Source organism: Sulfurospirillum oryzae (genome assembly GCF_025770725.1).
Taxonomy (GTDB): domain Bacteria; phylum Campylobacterota; class Campylobacteria; order Campylobacterales; family Sulfurospirillaceae; genus Sulfurospirillum; species Sulfurospirillum oryzae.
Window position 1 is genome coordinate 13,042 of the sequence record NZ_JANZKZ010000005.1, and the last position, 18,216, is coordinate 31,257.

At 40.3% G+C, this 18,216-nt stretch carries 17 protein-coding genes; 3 read left to right on the forward strand and 14 right to left on the reverse strand.

Annotated elements, in window-relative coordinates; all coding sequences use genetic code 11:
* Positions 1 to 63: 63 nt before the first annotated feature.
* The gene (selD, locus tag N0B29_RS11300) at positions 64 to 1,095 is read left to right on the forward strand and encodes a selenide, water dikinase SelD (RefSeq protein ID WP_263833837.1); all 1,032 of its coding nucleotides are present in this window, start codon (positions 64 to 66) and stop codon (positions 1,093 to 1,095) included.
* A gap of 39 nt (positions 1,096 to 1,134) precedes the next feature.
* On the opposite strand, the gene N0B29_RS11305 is transcribed toward selD, so the two are convergent.
* Positions 1,135 to 1,323 carry a hypothetical protein gene (locus tag N0B29_RS11305; protein ID WP_263833838.1) on the reverse strand — a complete coding sequence of 63 codons (189 nt, stop codon included), beginning with the start codon at positions 1,321 to 1,323 and terminating at the stop codon, positions 1,135 to 1,137.
* Positions 1,324 to 1,477: 154 nt separating this feature from the next.
* Here N0B29_RS11305 and N0B29_RS11310 point away from each other — a divergent pair, with 154 nt between their 5' ends.
* Complete coding sequence (locus N0B29_RS11310) at positions 1,478 to 1,825, forward strand: hypothetical protein (RefSeq protein ID WP_263833839.1); 348 nt, start codon at positions 1,478 to 1,480, stop codon at positions 1,823 to 1,825.
* Positions 1,826 to 1,839: 14 nt separating this feature from the next.
* On the opposite strand, the gene N0B29_RS11315 is transcribed toward N0B29_RS11310, so the two are convergent.
* The 7 genes from N0B29_RS11315 to mgtA (N0B29_RS11345) all read right to left on the reverse strand — a co-directional run bounded on the left by N0B29_RS11315 (position 1,840) and on the right by mgtA (N0B29_RS11345) (position 11,376).
* The gene (locus N0B29_RS11315; RefSeq protein ID WP_263833840.1) at positions 1,840 to 2,832 is read right to left on the reverse strand and encodes a Ppx/GppA phosphatase family protein; all 993 of its coding nucleotides are present in this window, start codon (positions 2,830 to 2,832) and stop codon (positions 1,840 to 1,842) included.
* Positions 2,822 to 3,400, reverse strand: a complete 579-nt coding sequence (locus N0B29_RS11320) for a DUF4337 domain-containing protein (protein WP_263833841.1) — start codon at positions 3,398 to 3,400, stop codon at positions 2,822 to 2,824. The genes N0B29_RS11315 and N0B29_RS11320 overlap by 11 nt, the downstream gene beginning before the upstream one ends.
* A 63-nt stretch (positions 3,401 to 3,463) precedes the next feature.
* Positions 3,464 to 4,054: a DedA family protein gene (locus N0B29_RS11325; protein ID WP_263833842.1), complete on the reverse strand. Its 591-nt coding sequence runs from the start codon at positions 4,052 to 4,054 to the stop codon at positions 3,464 to 3,466.
* Between the two features lie 9 nt (positions 4,055 to 4,063).
* Positions 4,064 to 4,525 (reverse strand): YccF domain-containing protein, encoded by a 462-nt coding sequence (locus tag N0B29_RS11330; protein ID WP_263833843.1) that lies wholly within the window; start codon positions 4,523 to 4,525, stop codon positions 4,064 to 4,066.
* A 269-nt stretch (positions 4,526 to 4,794) separates the two neighbouring features.
* Complete coding sequence (locus tag N0B29_RS11335) at positions 4,795 to 5,709, reverse strand: cation diffusion facilitator family transporter (protein ID WP_263833844.1); 915 nt, start codon at positions 5,707 to 5,709, stop codon at positions 4,795 to 4,797.
* Positions 5,710 to 5,734: 25 nt separating this feature from the next.
* Positions 5,735 to 8,428, reverse strand: coding sequence for a magnesium-translocating P-type ATPase (gene mgtA, locus N0B29_RS11340; protein WP_263833845.1), 2,694 nt, complete (start codon positions 8,426 to 8,428; stop codon positions 5,735 to 5,737).
* A 236-nt stretch (positions 8,429 to 8,664) separates the two neighbouring features.
* On the reverse strand, positions 8,665 to 11,376 hold the full coding sequence (gene mgtA / locus N0B29_RS11345; RefSeq protein WP_263833846.1) for a magnesium-translocating P-type ATPase: 2,712 nt from the start codon (positions 11,374 to 11,376) through the stop codon (positions 8,665 to 8,667).
* 158 nt (positions 11,377 to 11,534) lie between these two features.
* Between mgtA (N0B29_RS11345) and N0B29_RS11350 the strand changes: the two genes are divergently transcribed.
* The gene (locus N0B29_RS11350; protein WP_263833847.1) at positions 11,535 to 12,836 is read left to right on the forward strand and encodes a DNA polymerase Y family protein; all 1,302 of its coding nucleotides are present in this window, start codon (positions 11,535 to 11,537) and stop codon (positions 12,834 to 12,836) included.
* 51 nt (positions 12,837 to 12,887) lie between these two features.
* On the opposite strand, the gene N0B29_RS11355 is transcribed toward N0B29_RS11350, so the two are convergent.
* The 6 genes from N0B29_RS11355 to N0B29_RS11380 all read right to left on the reverse strand — a co-directional run bounded on the left by N0B29_RS11355 (position 12,888) and on the right by N0B29_RS11380 (position 18,213).
* Positions 12,888 to 13,478, reverse strand: a complete 591-nt coding sequence (locus N0B29_RS11355; RefSeq protein ID WP_263833848.1) for a hypothetical protein — start codon at positions 13,476 to 13,478, stop codon at positions 12,888 to 12,890.
* A gap of 11 nt (positions 13,479 to 13,489) precedes the next feature.
* Positions 13,490 to 14,569, reverse strand: coding sequence for a Fic family protein (locus tag N0B29_RS11360; RefSeq protein WP_263833849.1), 1,080 nt, complete (start codon positions 14,567 to 14,569; stop codon positions 13,490 to 13,492).
* Positions 14,570 to 14,971: 402 nt separating this feature from the next.
* Positions 14,972 to 15,562: a hypothetical protein gene (locus tag N0B29_RS11365; protein ID WP_263833850.1), complete on the reverse strand. Its 591-nt coding sequence runs from the start codon at positions 15,560 to 15,562 to the stop codon at positions 14,972 to 14,974.
* 202 nt (positions 15,563 to 15,764) lie between these two features.
* Entirely contained in the window at positions 15,765 to 16,667 is a 903-nt protein-coding gene (locus N0B29_RS11370; protein ID WP_263833851.1) for a TIR domain-containing protein, read from the reverse strand.
* Positions 16,668 to 16,783: 116 nt separating this feature from the next.
* On the reverse strand, positions 16,784 to 16,996 hold the full coding sequence (locus N0B29_RS11375) for a hypothetical protein (RefSeq protein WP_263833852.1): 213 nt from the start codon (positions 16,994 to 16,996) through the stop codon (positions 16,784 to 16,786).
* 113 nt (positions 16,997 to 17,109) lie between these two features.
* Positions 17,110 to 18,213, reverse strand: coding sequence for a site-specific integrase (locus N0B29_RS11380; RefSeq protein WP_263833853.1), 1,104 nt, complete (start codon positions 18,211 to 18,213; stop codon positions 17,110 to 17,112).
* Positions 18,214 to 18,216: the final 3 nt, after the last annotated feature.

Sequence of the window (18,216 nt, forward strand, 5' to 3'; positions counted from 1 at the left end):
GCGGAAGGCTCATATTGCTTCTTGCGCATTGCATGGTCAAGAAGCTTGAAATTAAGGTACTAAATGAACAACGAAGCAAAATTGACCAAATACGTCAAAGCTGCTGGTTGCGCTGCCAAGCTGGGTCCGGGCGACCTCACAGAAGCTATAGGTGGGCTTTCTTGCACGCATGAGAACGTTTTGGTCGGCATGGATACGAGTGATGATGCCAGTGTTTATTATCTTGATGAAGAACGCGCCCTCGTCCAAACGGTAGACATCATCACCCCTGTGGTTGATGACCCGTATGTGTATGGGCAAATCGCGGCGGCGAACTCTCTGAGCGATGTATTTGCCATGGGTGGTGAAGTCGCTACGGCGATGAACATCGTAGGTTTTGATGGGTGTCATCAACCTCGTTCAGTGCTTAAAGAGATACTCGCAGGTGGACAAAGTAAGGTTCAAGAGTGCGGTGGCATCATCATCGGTGGGCACACCATCGAAGCACCTGAAATGACGTATGGCATGAGTGTGACAGGCTTTGTGCATCCACAGAAAATTTATCGTAACAATACGCCTCGCATTGGTGATGTGCTGATTTTGACCAAGCCTCTTGGCATGGGCATTTTGACCACGGCGATTAAAGCCGATATGCTAGAGAATTCCGTGGTTGAAAAGGTCGCTTCCATCTTAGCAACACTGAACCATAAAGCGTCTCAAATCATGAGAAAATACGATGTAAGTGCGTGTACAGATGTGACAGGTTTTGGACTTTTGGGCCATGCTTATGAGATGAGTTTTAACCGCGTTACCATTGCTTTTGAGATGAAAAACATTCCGATTTTAGAAGAAGCCAGGGCGCTTGCGGACATGGGTATTATTCCCGCAGGGGCTTACAATAACAAAAGTTATTTAAGTGCTAAAGTGGAAGCAAAAGTGCCGCATAAGGATGAAATCATCTTGTACGATGCGCAAACTTCAGGGGGTCTTTTGATGGCAGTGTCTCAAAAAGATGCGCCAAAACTGCTTCAAAATCTCAAAGATGAAGGGCTAGGTTATAGTGCTATTATCGCAGAGATTTTACCTCTTGGAAACAAGCCACTGCTTTACATGTAAGAAATTGAGATAACCCAAACGGGTTATCTCTGCTTTGGGTTACGCTTTCAGATCAAGATTTGACCCGATGCCTTCCGATGCCAGCCCAGAAACTTGCGTTGATGCAGTATCTGTTGGTTGAGGCAGAGATTCCAACATTTTTGAAACCATCTGTTCTTGAACCTTCATTGCTTGCTTCATCGCATAGATTTCTGTGCTTGAAGGGATGCTACTATTTAGTGCGTCCATGTACTACTCCTTATTAGAGCTAAACCTATATCGACCAATTTTAGTTTCTTGTGCAACTTAATCTATGGAACTTAAAATGCTTTGAGTGCATAAGGTCAGTTAATAAGTGATAAAATATCTTCAAGAAGCAGGGACTGCTTGTAAGGGAGACTTTATGGAAGTAAAATATTATCTTTTATGTCCTCTTTGTAGTTATGAAACAGAACATATTACACTCGCTCGTACCTACCGCCACATGAGCTTGCAAAAAAAATGGATGGTCTGTCTTGGATGCCATCATTTGCAAGAAAAACCTCACCCAAAACGATTTTTGCTCCAAGCACTAAAAGTGCTATGGTTACATGGAAAACAGTTTGTTTATAAAGGGCGTAAACATGATACTTCTCTTCTTCCAAAACTGTTACATAAACCTACATGTCAAAAATGCCATGGGTCTCACTTGCTAGAGTGGGATGGAAATTGCCCTAAATGTGGCAGTGCATTTTTAAAAAAAGTGGTGTAAAAAAAGGTTGTTTTTTAGCGCTGTAACAGCCATCCTATAACCCAAGCACCGTCTTTTGAAAAATAGATTTTTTGAGTAAAAAAATGAAGTTTAGTGATGGTGTCTCTTGCCAACGTTGCACCTGCAATAAGGTCTTTAGCACCATAATAATGCAGTAAAAAACATGGGGCTAAGGTCTCATCTGTACACGCTGCTTGTTCGTGCGAGAATGTTGTGATAATGCGCTCAAAATCTTCTTTCTCTAAACTGACAAAAGCTTCTAACTTCCCACCCGTTTTCAAATAAGCCGTTGCCCAAAAAATGCCACCGCTCGCATAAAGCGTCTCTTTGGTCGCAGCATTGGGAAAAGAGGTTAGCTCATTTTTAATGACATTAGCACATTTTTCTCCAAAAGAGATGTTGGCATCAAGTCTATCGGCTTGTTGTGTTGTTGAGACTGTACCTAAGGGAATTTCAAAAAAATCTATGGTATTTTTTTCATTGATCCATGCAACCTTGGTGTTGCCTCCGCCGATGTCTATCATCGAAGAGCTGTTCCATTGTGCTTTGGGAACAGAGCCATAAAATGCGTACATACTCTCTTCTCGCTCATCAATGAAAAAGAGTTTGGAGTTTGTTTTATGGGCGATACCCTTTTCTAATTCGGCTTTGTTGTGAATTTTATTTAAAGCACTACTGGCGATGATAAATATCTCGTTTTCGGATATGTTTTGATCTTTCACTAGGAGTGTTTTGAGGTGTGCAACGTCTTCACTCACAAGGTTGATCATCTCTTGACTTATAAAAAAGTTACTATTGATGCCACTTTGTGGAGCTGTATTAAAGCTATTGCGATAGTGAATCGTTGCAAGGTTGTGGTCTATTTCGACCACATAACCTTTGACGCCTTTGCCCCCAATCTCAATCGCTCCGTACCGCTCGACACCAAAAAGTGTTGTGTAGCAAACGAGAATAAAGAGAAAAAGAAGTGAGCGAAAAGCACTCTTTGAGCTGTTTTTAAAGAACAAGGCAATACCCTGCAATCATGGCACCAATGCTGCTGAGGACTAAAGAGCCTAACCAAAACTTTTTATTGCGTGTTAACGCTGAAATCGATGCCAATGCGATGGAAATTTGTAAAAAGGTAATCGCAAAACTGAGGATATGGTGGATGTGATAGTAGTGATCACTCTGCTCATTACGCAATTCTTTCAGCCCTTCTATACGCTGTGCTTCTGCTTTGATCTCTTCTTGTTCTTTTTTATAAACCGCTACTTTTTTCATAAAATCTTCGGCTTTTTCAGGGAAGAGTTCAGCATTAACCGCATAAATATGCGATTTGACACTTTTAGCTTGGTAGTAATTCCACTGGTCAGATGCTTGACTTTGGTAGAGTACCGCTTCGTTTTTGGTTAGAATCGTTTTAGAGGTAATTTGTGATTCATACAAACCAACGAGGGCTGTTATAATCGCTATGATAGCCGTACTGAGTGAAATATACGAAAGCCAACCTTCCGCTTCCTCTTCTTTATGTTTAACCTCTTCGAGTGCTTCTTCGACTTGTTTTAAGTGCTCTTCAATAGCATTGCTTTCCATGGGTACTCCTTTTTTTAATCATCTAAAATCGCGCGTATTTTAGCAAAAAAAAGAGTAATGCTGTTATATTTTTGGGTCAATTTTAGGTTTGAATGTTTTTTCAGTGATCGTATGAAAATAATAATAGAAGCTTCCTACCACAATACCTACAAATGGAAGTGCGAAGTACCAATGCTCTTTTCCCCATTTCACCACACTTAAAATCTCATTTCCAAAATACCATACAGGCAAAATAACAACACTGCTCCAGCACCATGCAGCAAAGAGGTTAATCAGCGCGTATTTTTTAGCATCGTAACCTGTGAGTCCAATGGCAATGGGTATGATGGTGCGAAGGCCGTACATGTAACGCTGTAAAAAGATAATGGGCCAACCATGCTTTTTGAGCAAAAGATGGGCTAAGGCAAATTTTCGTCGTTGCTGTTTTAAAGTGCGATGCACATAGTTTTTGTTAAATCTACCGATGTAAAAATAGAGCTGATCGCCCGCAAAACCGCCGAGCCCTGCTACAAAAATAGCCGTAAAGAGCTGCATGTCGCCGGTATGTGCAAACAGTCCCGCCATGACAAGACCGCTTTCTCCTTCTAAAATACTCCATAAAAAGAGTATGGCATAACCATACTCCCTCATCCAGGTTATAAAAAGTTCTTCCATCGGTTTAACTTAGCTGTTTTGACGCATGTTGGCTAGATTTTGTTCTGCATTGTACTTGCGTGCGGCTGCGGCGACTTCTTTATCGACAATGGTTTGCCCAATAGGAAAAAGTGAAATAGCAGCAAGCTTGAGGTGTTGAATTCCAAAAGGAATCCCAATGATCGAAGCAAAACAAGCAATGGCTGAGAGTACATGCCCTAGGGCTAACCAAATACCTGCGAAGAGAAACCAAATGATGTTACCGACAAGACCAAAGGTACTCGTTCCAACATCTTCTTTATGTAAAAGTTCTTTGCGGCTGATGGCCTCTTTGCCAAAAGGGAAAAATGTAAATTGTCCTATCACAAAACAGGCTTTTGCCCAAGGAATACCGACGATAGTTATAAATGCAAACACTCCTACAATCCACCAGCTAAGACCCATAAAGACTCCGCCTAAAATAAACCATAAAAAGTTGCCGATTGAGCGCATAGTTGTGTCCTTAGTTTTAAGTATCGTATTGTACTTGAAATAAGCATTTTTTTGATTACGTATGAAAGAAGTTTGGAAAAAAAGAAAGGAAGGGCAAAGATAAGCACTCAGACCGGGCAATCTGAGTGCATCTTTTAAAGTGATTGAGTTTTCAACACAAAAAGGAGGTAATTGTCTTGGTAATGAAAGTATAGACGAATAGATTAAACGTGTTATTAACCTTTAGTAAATAAAAAGTCAATGAGCAAAAAACTTGGTAACTTTACTGATTATTGATTAAATACAGGATCCACGTGGATCATGATGTAAAGTACAGGATGTTTTGACATTACATTTGCCTTGACGCTCTTTGCAATCGCATGACCTTCTGCAACGGTAATGGAGCCATCTATATCTAAATGAACATCGGCTAAAATCATATCGCCTGCTTTGCGTGTTTTTAATTCATGAAAGCCAATCACACCAGGTGTCGCAGAAATTTCAGCAGCAATAGAAGCCACTTGTTCTTCGCTGACGGAGCGATCCAATAAATCTTGCGTTGCGTCCCATAAAAATTTCCATCCCATTTTACTGACCACAAACCCAACGATTAAAGCAGCAATCGGATCAAGAATAGGATAACCCGCGAGATTCCCTACGATACCTATAGCTACAACCAAGGAAGATGCAGCGTCTGATCTTGCATGCCAAGCATTGGCAATCAGCATGCTCGATTTTACTTTTTGCGCAACAGAGAGCATATAGCGGAAAAGTAACTCTTTAGCCATAAGAGCGCCAAGAGCCGTCCAAAGTGCTATTAGATGCACTGTTGGAATAGATTCAGGCGTTTGCAATTTATGAACAGCAGACCAGATCATGCCAATACCTACAACCAAAAGCAAACCACCTAAAATCATAGAGGCTAAATTTTCATAACGTTTGTAACCATAATGGTAGTCTGTATCTGCCTTCTTTTGGCTTTTCCATGTTGCGACAAGCGCTACAAAGTCAGCGCCTAGATCGGATAAAGAGTGAACACCATCGGCAATCAAACCTTGCGAACCCGATAGTATACCAATGGCAATTTGTGCAATGGATAACCAGAGATTGACAAAAGCGCTGACCCAAATGCTTTTTTTTGCAGCTCTTTTAGACTTTAATGAACTCTCTTCTTCCATCTCAATTTCTTGTGTGAAATTTCCCAATTCTTACCTCTTTACGTTTATTTTTTCAAATTCTAGCAAATTTTTTAATATAGTACATTTTAACGCTTTGTGTTAGAAAGATATACCCAATCATCATCACACCTAAGATACTCCAGTATTCAGCAGGCAACGCAACAAGTCCTAACGTTGGAGCAAACGGTGAAAAGGGTAGCCAAATGCCAAGACACATAATGGTGCTTGTCATCAAAATAACAGGCAAACTTGCTGTACTTTGAAAAAATGGAATTTTGTTGGTTCGAATAATATGCACAATAAGTGTTTGGGAAATGAGAGACTCCACAAACCAGCCTGTTTGAAAGAGTGCCTCATTATGCCACGCATCAAACACATAAATCATCACACCAAAGGTAATATAATCAAAAACAGAACTCGTTGGTCCAACGATGAGCATAAAGTTTTTAATATCGGCAATATCCCATTTTTTAGGGCTTTTGATAAGTTCATCATCGACATGATCGGTTGGTGTTGTGGACTGAGAGAGATCGTACAAAAAGTTATTGGTCACAATTTGAATCGGGTGCATCGGTATGAAAGGCAAAATGGCACTTGCTCCCACGACGCTAAACATATTGCCGTAGTTTGAACTTGAACCCATTTTGATGTATTTAATGATGTTTGCAAAGACTTTTCTTCCCAGCAATACCCCTTGCTCTAAAACAAGCAGACTTCGTTCAAGTAAAATGATGTCAGCGGTCTCTTTAGCAATATCAACCGCCGTATCGACCGAGATACCCACGTCGGCGAGTTTGAGTGCGGGAGCATCATTGATACCATCACCCATAAACCCAACGGTATGGTTGTTTTGTCTTAGCGCACTGACAATTCGTGCTTTATTATCAGGAGAGAGTTTGGCAAAAACATTGGCTTTTTCAACGGCAATTTTGAGTTCATCTTCATTCATAGCATCAATATCTGAGCCTTTATAGATAGCTGTAATATCAAGCCCTACATCTTTACAGATTTTTTTGGTAACGAGTTCATTGTCGCCTGTGAGAACTTTGACAGACACCCCATATTCATTCAAAATTTTTATTGCCTCGCGTGCGCTATCTTTTGGAGGGTCAAGAAATGACATAAACCCTGCTAAGATCATCTCCGATTCATCTTGGATTGCATAGGCTTGTTGTGAACTTGGGATGTTTTTATAGGCAACCGCAATAACCCTAAACCCATCGTTGTTGTAGTCGTTGACGAGGTTAAAAATATCACTGTGCATGGTGGTATCTAAGGGTAAAATCTCGCCATTTTTTTCAACATGGGTACAGACTTTGACCATCTCTTCAACAGCGCCTTTGGTGATAAGCAGATGCGAATTATCAGTTTTACCGACTACAACAGACATTCTTTTGCGGTTAAAATCAAAAGGAATTTCATCAATTTTGTTAGGAAATTCGTTTTTTGCTAATCCTTCGATTTCAGAGTGCTCAAGAACAGCAACGTCAAGAAGATTTTTTAAGCCCGTTTGATGAAAGCTATTTAAGTAAGCCAGTTCCAAAACGTGGTCACACTCTTCACCATTAACATTGACATGCTGTTCGAGTATGATTTTATCTTGTGTGAGCGTGCCTGTTTTGTCGGTGCATAAAACATCCATCGCGCCAAAATTTTGAATAGCGCTCAGTTTTTTGACAATGACTTTTTGTTTTGATAACGCAAATGCACCTTTGCTTAGATTGACCGTGACGATCATGGGTAACATTTCAGGGGCAAGTCCTACGGCAACGGAGAGTCCAAATAAAAACGCACCCATCCAGTCGCCTTTTAAAAAGCCATTGACTAGCATAACGACAGGAACCATCACAAACATAAACCGAAGCATGAGCCATGTGAATTTTTTGATGCCTATATCGAAGCTTGTTGGTTCCGCCGCACTCTCAATCACCTTAGCAATAGAGCCTAGATAAGTCTCTTTTCCTGTGGTACACACCATACCAATTGCCGTTCCACTCTCAATACTAGAGCCCATAAAACAGATATTGTATGCCCCAAGCATAGATTCAATCTCGTGATGCTCGTTCATCGCAACTTTTTCGACTGGCATCGCTTCACCTGTTAAAGAAGCTTGATTGACGAAAAGGTCTTTTGCGCTGAGGATTCTAAGGTCTGCTGGAATGATGTCTCCAGCACTAAGATGAACGATGTCTCCTGGCACTACGTCTTTAATAGGCATTTCAATTGTTTGAGAATAAGGCTGAGTTGTACTCTCCTTCGAAATAGACTCTTCATCTTGCCTAAGTACCGTAGCGGTCGAAGAGACCATGCCACTCAACTTTTCAGCCGCTTTACTGGAACGAAGTTCTTGCACGGAGGATAAAGCCACACTCAAAAGTGTCATGCCACCAACGACAATGGCTGTTCGTATGTCATCCATGTAGAGTGAAACAGTGGCGAGCACGATGAGCATCAGCGTCAATGGATTTTTGATGTTTTCAAAGACAACGACAAATGGGTTAGCTTTTTTATTTTCAGAAATAATATTGGCACCAAATTCTGAAATGCGTTTGTGTGCCTCATGCTGGCTTAGTCCTTTTTCAGAGCTATTGAGCTTTGCAAATAGTTCCTCTTTAGAGCAGGTCGCGAACTCTTTGAGTTTGGTGGTACTTGACTGGGTGCTTGTAATATTTTGCTTTGAAGCCTTGAAATTTTTGGGCAAAAATGCAGGCACTAAGGTATGAAAAAAGTAATCATATTTGAACATGGGTAGTTCCTTCTTATTATTTTAAAGAAGGTGGTTTAATGTTTTGAGTCGGCTGATTTAAAATTTTTTGCAGGGCACAAACAAACCACCAAGAAATGAGCAGACTTTACGAGAGCTGGGATGATCGTCCATGCTGCGTCCTTTCTTTTATGAGGTTTATTTCTATGTTCGGAATTCTATCTAAGTTTTTTAAACAATTTGTTACATGTTTGTTCTAGAGCGTTAAAGAATCCAGATTATTCTTTTGTAAATTTTTTAATATAGTACATTTTAACGCTTTGTGTTAGAAATAGATAACCAATCATCATCACGATGAGGACACTCCAATAACCAACAGGTAGAGCAACCAGCCCAAGAGTAGGCGCAAACGGTGAAAATGGCAACCAAATACCAAGGCACATAATGCTGCTTGTCATCAAAATAACAGGTAAACTCGCACTACTTTGAAAAAACGGAATTTTGTTCGTTCGAATGATGTGAATGATAAGCGTTTGTGAGATGAGAGACTCCACAAACCAGCCTGTTTGAAACAGTGCTTCATGACTCCATGCGTCAAACATAAAAATCATCACGCCAAATGTAATATAGTCAAAGACCGAACTCGTAGGACCAACGATGAGCATAAAGTTTTTAATATCCGCAATATCCCATTTTCGGGGGCTTTTAATCAGCTCTTCATCCACATTGTCGGTTGGCGTAGTGGATTGGGAGAGGTCGTATAAAAAGTTATTGGTTACAATTTGAATAGGGTGCATCGGAATAAAAGGCAAAATCGCACTGGCTCCTACCATACTAAACATATTGCCGTAATTGGAACTTGCGCCCATTTTGATGTATTTGATAATATTGGCAAACACTTTTCTTCCCAGTATCACACCTTGGGCTAAAACACGAAGGCTTTGTTTTAGCAAGATGATGTCCGCAGTCTCTTTGGCTATATCCACAGCGGTATTGACCGAGATACCCACATCGGCTACTTTGAGGGCTGGAGCATCGTTGATCCCATCGCCTAAAAAGCCAACCGTATGACCATTTTTACGAAGAGCTGTAACAATTCTTGCTTTATGATCTGGTGAGAGTTTAGCAAAGATCGTAGCTTCTTCGACAGCAACTTTGAGTGTTTTGTCATCCATCGTGTCAATATCTGAGCCTTTGTAAATTTTCATGACCGTAAGCCCGACATCTTTGCACACTTTTTGGCTGACAACTTCATTATCGCCTGTTAAGACTTTGATGCAGATACCGTATTCATTAAGCGTTTTGATCGCTTCTTGCGCACTCTCTTTGGGTGGATCTAAAAATGCCATAAAGCCTGCAAGAATCATTTGGGATTCGTCTTCTATGGTATAGGCTTGTTGCGAATTTGGTATGGGTTTATAGGCAACGGCGATGACCCTAAAGCCATCCATGTTATAGTCATTCACCAGAGTAAAAATGGCATCGTGCATACTTTTATCAAAAGGTAAAACTTCACCGTCTTTCTCAACAAACGCACAGATATTTAGGGTTTCTTCAACAGCACCTTTCGTGATGAGTAGATGCGTATTGTCAGACTTTTCAAGAACAACAGACATCTTTTTACGGTGGAAATCAAAGGGAATTTCATCTATCTTATGTGGAAATTCATTTTTGGCAAGGGACTCAATCTCTGTATGTTCAAGCACAACGCGATCTAAAAGATTTTTGAGCCCCGTTTGGTGGAAGCTGTTGAGGTAAGCGAGTTCTAAAACATGCAAACTCTCTTTGCCGCTGGCTTCTACATGGTGGGCAAGAATGATTTTGTTTTGGGTGAGCGTTCCTGTCTTATCGGTGCATAAAACATCCATTGCCCCAAAATTTTGAATGGCGCTGAGTTTTTTAACAATGACTTTCTGTTTGGCAAGGGCAAGGGCACCTTTGCCTAGGTTGACCGTGACAATCATTGGTAGCATCTCAGGTGCGAGTCCTACCGCAACAGAGAGTCCAAATAAAAACGCTCCCATCCAATCGTGTTTTAAAAAACCATTGAGAAGCATCACAACAGGTACCATGACAAACATAAATTTGAGCATGAGCCATGTGATTTTTTGAATGCCTATATCAAAACTTGTAGGCTCTGCCGCACTTTCTATGGTCTTAGCGATGGAGCCAAGATAGGTTTGTTTCCCCGTAGTACAGACGATGCCGATAGCCGCACCGCTTTCGATGCTAGATCCCATAAAGCAAATGTTGTGAGCATCAAGCATGGAATCAAGCGTGTAAGGTTCATTGATGGCAAATTTTTTCACAGGCATGGCTTCGCCTGTGAGAGAGGCTTGGTTTAAAAAAAGGTCTTTGGAGCTTATAATTCGAAGATCTGCGGGGATAATATCTCCCACACTTAGATGCACAATGTCCCCTGGGACGATGTCCTTGATAGGAAGTTCCACCATTTGCGCAAGTACTTCATGTATTTTCATATCAAAAATATTTTTTGCCTCTAAAGCGTTATCGTCATCTCTTCGAAGCACGGCTACGGAGGAGGAGACCATATTGCTTAACTTCTCAGCCGCCTTGCTTGAGCGAAGTTCTTGAAGAGAAGAGAGTGCAACACTCAGCATGGTCATACTGCTGATAACCGTAGCGGTTCTTAGATCATTCAAATAAAATGAGACGCTGGCAAGTACAATGAGCATAAGTGTTAAAGGACTTTTGAGGTTGTCATACAAGAGAAGGAAAAGATTGGTTTTTTTATTTTCAGAGATAATATTTTTGCCAAACTCGGCTGTTCTTTTTCTGACTTCGTGTTGACTGAGCCCCTTTTCAGAACTTTTTAGCAGTGAAAAGAGTGTATCTTTGGAGCACGTTGCGAGTTCTTTGAGGGTATTGGTATTGACTTGTGGTTCAGAAATATTTTCTTTAATCGCTTTGAGATGTTTGGGAAGAAAAGAGAGTGTAAGTGTGTCAAAAAAACGTCTGTATTCAAACATGGGACTTCCTTCGCAGCATGATTAGAAGGTTTTCTTGTATCAATAATTATACTCTACTTATGGGATTTTAGTTTACAAATTTCATAGTGAAATACTTTTGAAACTTTTTTTGAAATTTATCTATACTGTTTTTATCTTTACATGTAAAAAGGTTTGATGTGATTATTCATCTGGATTTGGACTGTTTTTTTGTCTCTGCTGAACGTACACGAACCCCTTTTTTGAAAGGGAAGCCCGTTGTTGTGTGCAAAAGCGGCGACACTCAAATCTTTAGCATCAAAGATACACAGAGTCTCATCACCGAGTCGGTGGGTGGTTTCAATGGGCTGATCCAACACAAAAAAGAGTTCAACGGGTTTGATAAAAACGCATGGAAAAATGAGTTTCTGGATGAAAAAGGCAGGGTGCATGGCATCGTCATTGCTAAAAGTTACGAAGCTAAAAAGTACGGCATCAAAACAGGCACTTCGCTTCGTGATGCGTTGGCGATGTGTCCCAAACTGCTTATTGTGCCTAGTGATCATCTTTTTTACCAACTGCTTTCCACCCAGCTCAAAGCCTTTTTACAGACCAAAATTCCCATCTTGGAGCAGTACAGTATTGATGAGTTTTGGGGTGACTTGAAGGGCTGGGTGAAGGAGGAGGAGACACATGCTTTTATGGCTTCTATTCAAAAAGAGATTTTGGAGAAATTTGATCTGCCCATCTCCATTGGGGCTTCAAGTTCCAAATGGATCGCAAAGCTTGCGACAGATTTTCGCAAACCCTATGGACTAACACTCGTTCCTAAAAATGAGATTGCCTCTTTTGTTGCTTCCATGCCCATTGAGAGTTTTCCAGGCATCGGGCGCGTGCTTCAGAAAAAATTTGCCAGTTATGGCATCGAAACGTTAGGGGAAGTGCTAGAGCATCATAAGTTGGTATCCGGTTGGGGAACTATCGGCAAAGACCTGATCGCACGCATCAGTGGGGTTGACAACGAGCCTGTGGTCACCAAACGAGATCGTCGTTCCATCGGCATTTCACGTAATTTTCATGTCATAAACAACCGTGATGAGGTGTTGCGCCGCGCTATCATTCTCTCTCGTCATCTCTCCTACACCATTGCTAAACTGGATCTGCACCCTACGACCTACTATTTTTATCTGCGATACGAAAATGGTGTTTCATCTAAAAGCTCCCAAACGCTTGATCGCTCTTTTAGTGAGAGTGTCTACCGTGAGTGGGTTATTCAGATGTTTGCAACGCTCGATACCCATTCACATTATGGCATTTTACATCTAGGTTTAGCACTCTCCAACTTTGTCACACCCACACAAACCAAGACGTTTTCACTTTTACATGTAGAAGCTGATGAGAAGTCAAAACGGTTGTCAGAAAAACTAACCAAACTTCGCGATAAGTACGGCATAGACATTATACGAAGTGGCGTCGAGAAGCAAGAAAATAGTGTCAATTAAGAGTGCGTCAACTCTTTACATGTAAAGTATAAAGGAGTCAGGCAAGCCACATTATGCGTGGCTTCGAGCGCAAAAGAGTCTATAGGCTTCTCGTCCTATTTTTGCTGCCTCTTTATCGGGATGAAAACCCTCTATTTCATTTTCTCTAAGATAGCTGATGCTAAAGCATTTTCGTGTTTCATTAAACCACGTTGTTGTGAAGCGGTAGCCTTTTTTACTGACAGGGCTGTGTGGGTCAACAAACCCTTCTTCTTGCGTGCAGTGCGTTGCGTCTTTGAAGTAAAAAAACTCACTTTGGCAGATTTTAAGTGCATAGCTTAACGTAAAGCGAGCGATGCCTTTATCGCATACAACGATAAGCGTTGTGCGTAACAAATCCTTTAAAAGCAGAACAATCATAAAGAAAAATGGGAAAAACAAAGCACCGATAAGCCCATGCCAGACATCTTCTTTTTGCCACCCACTGTAGAGCATCACCAAAGAGATAGCAAAGCCAAAACCGCAAAAAAGAAGTTGCGCAATGCGCACACCAAGCTCTGAGCGTATGCGCTTTTTGATGTCAAATGATTGCACATAAACCACTTTGCCAAGCTCATGCGGAAGTTTGATGTTGTAGCGCGTTAGAGGCTCTTTTGTGTTCATGACTTTAGTCCTTAACTATGGCTGTTTTTAAGCAGTTCAAATAAACGCTTATTGATAAAATAGACTTCTCTGCCTTTTTTTTCACTCGCCAATATGCCTATCTCTTCCAACGCTTTGAGGTAGCTTGCGGCAGTTTTGCGTGTGATGCCAAGCTCTTCGACTAAAAAGTTGATTTTGGTGTAGGGATGTTTGAAAAGCAACTCCAACAACTCTTTGGAGTAGAGTTTTGGCAAGGCTTTTAAAATGACCTCTTTGCTCTCTTGCATGGTTGCATTGATGGCATTGATAAGCACGATGCTCTTTTGCGCTGTTTGTTCTACGCCCTCAAGCATATAAAGCACCCACTCTTGCCATGCTCCCTCGCTACTCACAGCTCTTAAAAGACGGTAATACTCTGACTTGTTTTTGATGATGTAGGAGCTAAGATACAAAATGGGTATGTCTAAAAGCCCACTGAGCATCAGGAAAAGGATATTGACGATGCGCCCCGTTCTGCCGTTGCCATCGTAAAAAGGGTGAATCGCTTCAAACTGATAATGCACAATCGCCATTTTGATGAGCGCATCAAGCTCATCGAGCTTGGGCGTGTTGATGTACTGTTCCAAATTATCCATCAGCTCATGGATGGTTTGTGGATTTTGCGGTGGCATAAAAACGACTTCGCCGCTCTGTTCATTTTTAAGAACCGTTCCGCTTTGATAACGCATACCCGCATCGTTGCCCTCTAACACTTTTTGAATCTCGATGATATGTTTTTTGAGCAATAAACGATGCTCCCCGATCAACGAAAACCCCGTATAAAGTGCTTCACGGTAGCGTTGCACCTCTTTGGCTTGTTGAGAGATAGCGGCACTGCTCACACTCGCACGGTACAATTCATCGTGCGTTGTGATGATGTTTTCAATCTCCGAAGAGTCTTTGGCTTCTTGCAAAGAGAGGGCATTGATCAAGATGTGCTGATTGGGGATGGAGTTCGCCACGCCTTTGAGTTCAGCCAAGGCACGATTGGCGCTGATGACTTTTTTAAGAATCTCTTTTGTCTCTAGCTCGATGGAAAGTGGAAGCGGTGCGGGAATGTACTCATCAGCCATGAAACCCCTTTGATGTGCGTCATTTTTGTAGCAAATTACCCATGTATTATAAATATGGGTAATTTTTTCATTATTTTACCCAAGTATTTTGGAAATGAGTCATTTTTTTGATTTTTTACACAAATATTTATGGCAAGAGTGCTTTTTTAAACTGCTGTATCTGTTCAAGTTGATACTTTACATGTAAGCATTTTTCATGGTTAAGAATTAATAGACTGTGCAATACTAAGAGATCAATGAGAAGTCAAAGTATGACACTAGCCTGTGAGCTGTAGGAAGCGTTCAAGAGGTACTATGAGTCGCCTTGAAGAGATAAAACAGGCTTACACAGGGTGACATCTACTGAGAAATGAGGGGGCTATGGGGGGGATTCTTCACGTGGCGGTGTTTAGATGTGACCTTTCAGATATTTTTAGTATTTTCCTGTTCTTGAAGAAAAGCTATACCATCAAATGTTAAAGTATAATATGGAGGTGTTTTACTTTTGTCTACAACCATGATATGATCCTCTTTAATAGCTTTATTTATAAGCGTTTCAAATTCTTTATTATTTTCACACCAACTTACGGCTATTGCCTCTTTATCAGATCTAAGTGTTATAAACTCTTCAAACTTATACTTTTTGTATAAATATTGTAGAAATAAAATGTATTTTTCTTTAATCAGTTTATCTTTAGTGAGCAGTAGTTGTTCAATAAGGTGTTCATCCAATAAGACTGATTTTGATACTAAAAATGTTGGCATCAGCTGTAGTATCATGTCATTTAGTTTTTCCATATTAACTTCATCGGGGTGCGCTGAAATAAAAAGTAATTCATTATATATTTCACGTAATCTTGAAGAAAAAGTATAAAAACTTTCACGCTTCAAACTAAGTTTTTCATATTGCTCAGTAGATATTTTATAGTGACCACATACATCACATTTAATAAAAAGTGTTTCATCTGTCATTTCATGCCCTACCGTGCTTTTACAAATACAACAAGTCATCATGTCATATCCTCCTTTGTAGTCTTAATATTTGCAATAATATTACCTTTAGAGTTATAGATTACTAAATAAGAGAGCATAGACACCTAAAGCCTGCCCGCTTAATTCACTCTAACGTTTCCTCATACTGTTTCACTAGTGGTACCAGCTCTGTGAGAGCCTGTGGAGACGACCTTATTTAATTCTTACATGTCCTTCTATCGTGTCATAGAATTTTAGCTTTTATCCTATTACTAACTTGCGTGTACAGGTCTTCTTCATTTTCCCAAACAATATGAGGATACTGTCTAGTGTCAAAACTTAATTTACCAACATCAGAAGCTCTACAAGTCCATATCACAGGAATACCCATCCCCATGGCATAACCTGCTTCATAGTATACAGCATTACGTTGTCCTGTAAAATCTGCTATTACTGCTTTAGATGCTTTGATCATAGAGATTAATTCATCATCAATCTTTGTGTCATGTTCAGTAGTGCTTGAGCTGACTCTCACAGCTTCCAGTTTTCCATTTGAAGCATCTAATACAGCTCTTTTGACTGTAGCTTCAAACTGTTTATTCATCTCACTTGTAAAATGAAAAGCCATAAAGATTTTGTTTGAGTTTGTCTTATATCCAAGATTTTCAACAAATTCTCTAGCATCATATGTACTTAAAGGTGGAAAATACTGTCCGTCTTTATCTCGTTCTATGAAAAGATGTTTATTAGCTTCTGCTTTACGAAATAAAGTATCTAACTCAAGATTATCTTTACACCAACAAATCACCATTAATCTTTGAGATGCATTGGAATAATGCTCACCATCATGTGCACAAATATACTTAATAAATCTTTCGTATTTTTGAGATATTTTCAAATCAGGCATTGTACGAAGTTTTTCTATCTCATCAGACATAAAAGTTGGAATTGAGCCTTGTGAATTTTCTTCTCTTATCCAACTTGAAGCAGTGTGTGGAAAATCAAAGTATTTTAACGAATGAAATAGTGAACCACTCACTTCATAAGACAAACAGTAATAGCAATCAACATTGTAAGCGTCACGACCACTTAAGTTACTGTAAACCTTAGTCTGTTCGTGTGTATTTTTACAAATAGGACATTCCATAACCCCTCCCATAATCTCTATTTATGCTATTGTAACATCTTCTCATATTGATTGATACAGAACAACTTAAAGGATGTCGCATATTGCAACACCCTTAACCTCACCCTATCACCGCCTTACTGCCTCGCTAGTGGTAACAGCTCTGTGAGAGCCTCTGAGACGACTTTATTCAACTCCTTTACCTTTTCCATGACCTTCACTGCTTCAGGGCTTGAGATGTCTTCTATATACGCCTCACCGATAGCCTCATCGTAAGTATTGCCAATATACAAAGATGTACCGCCTTGAAGGTTTAAAGTGATGCCTACTCCATTGTGTGTGATTTCCATAAGTTATCCTTTTAGTGTTATTTTGGTCTAAGACCTTAAAGAAAATAGAGACAATCTATCCTCTGTAAGAGCTTAGAGTCTCCCTCAAGATGTCTAACTCTAACCCTTTATACTCAAGCTTGTTGAGAACCTCTGAGAGTTGCTTCATGTTGTACCCATGTGTATAAGACACTCATTGTGATGTCGTTGGCTACAGAGTGTCCCAGTAGGTATTTAATAACGTAGTGATCTATGTCGCCTCTTAGTGATATTTGCTTCATTGTGTGGGTGAGGAGATGTCTAAAGCTGTGAAAGGTTTTGTCAGGGTCTTTAGTGACATACTTACGATTAAACTCACCGTACCACTTGCGGTAGTTTGTAGCATAGCCCTCCAAGCCTAGCTCTAAGTGTTCCCATAGCCTCTTACAGTTGAGTTGCCTTTGACTCTTAACATAATCAATGAAGCCTAATTCAATGAGCTTACGATGCACAGGGATGACCCTAGCTGAGGATTTATTCTTGAGTTTCTTATCTGTAGTGTTCTTGTTAATATCAATACAATAGACACCATCAATGAGTCTTATGTCTTCTGTGTAAAGTTGTGCAATCTCATTTATTCTCATACCTTGGTACATAGCAACAAGAGGCATATAGACACGCTCAGGAGCCTCTGAGAGGGCTTTAGTGAGCCCTGTGGTGTAGATGTAAGAATGGTGAAAGAGTTGCTTTAAGTCATCCATAGAGTAGGGTACTCTGCTAGATGGACTATTCTCATCATCTTTGATGCTCAGACCTGTGGCTACAGACTTATCAACGTAGCCCTCAAGCTCAAGCCACTTAAAGAATGAGACAATATAGCTGAGGTACTTTTGAGCTGTTGAGGTATTGAGTGGTGGTTGATTTAGAGCTAGTATACTTTTTATACTCATGCTTAGGTAGTTAGGCTTCATCACAGGTAAACGCACGAGCGTAGCTTTGAAGTGCTGTAGGTCATCTCTAGTGATGGCTTTAGCCTGTCGATCAACATTTACGATCATTGAAAAGACACTAAACACGAATGTATAAGCCTTGAGGGTCTTGTCAGCCCATGTGTTGGTGATGACTTTATCGTTGGAGTATTTATCAGAGAGGTCTCTAAGAGTCACTAGAGGCTGTATAGGTTTGTCTTTGAGTATCCCTTTAAGTGCGGCTCTAATGAGTGTAACTTTTTCTTCATCTGAATAGATAAAACTTCTCAACTG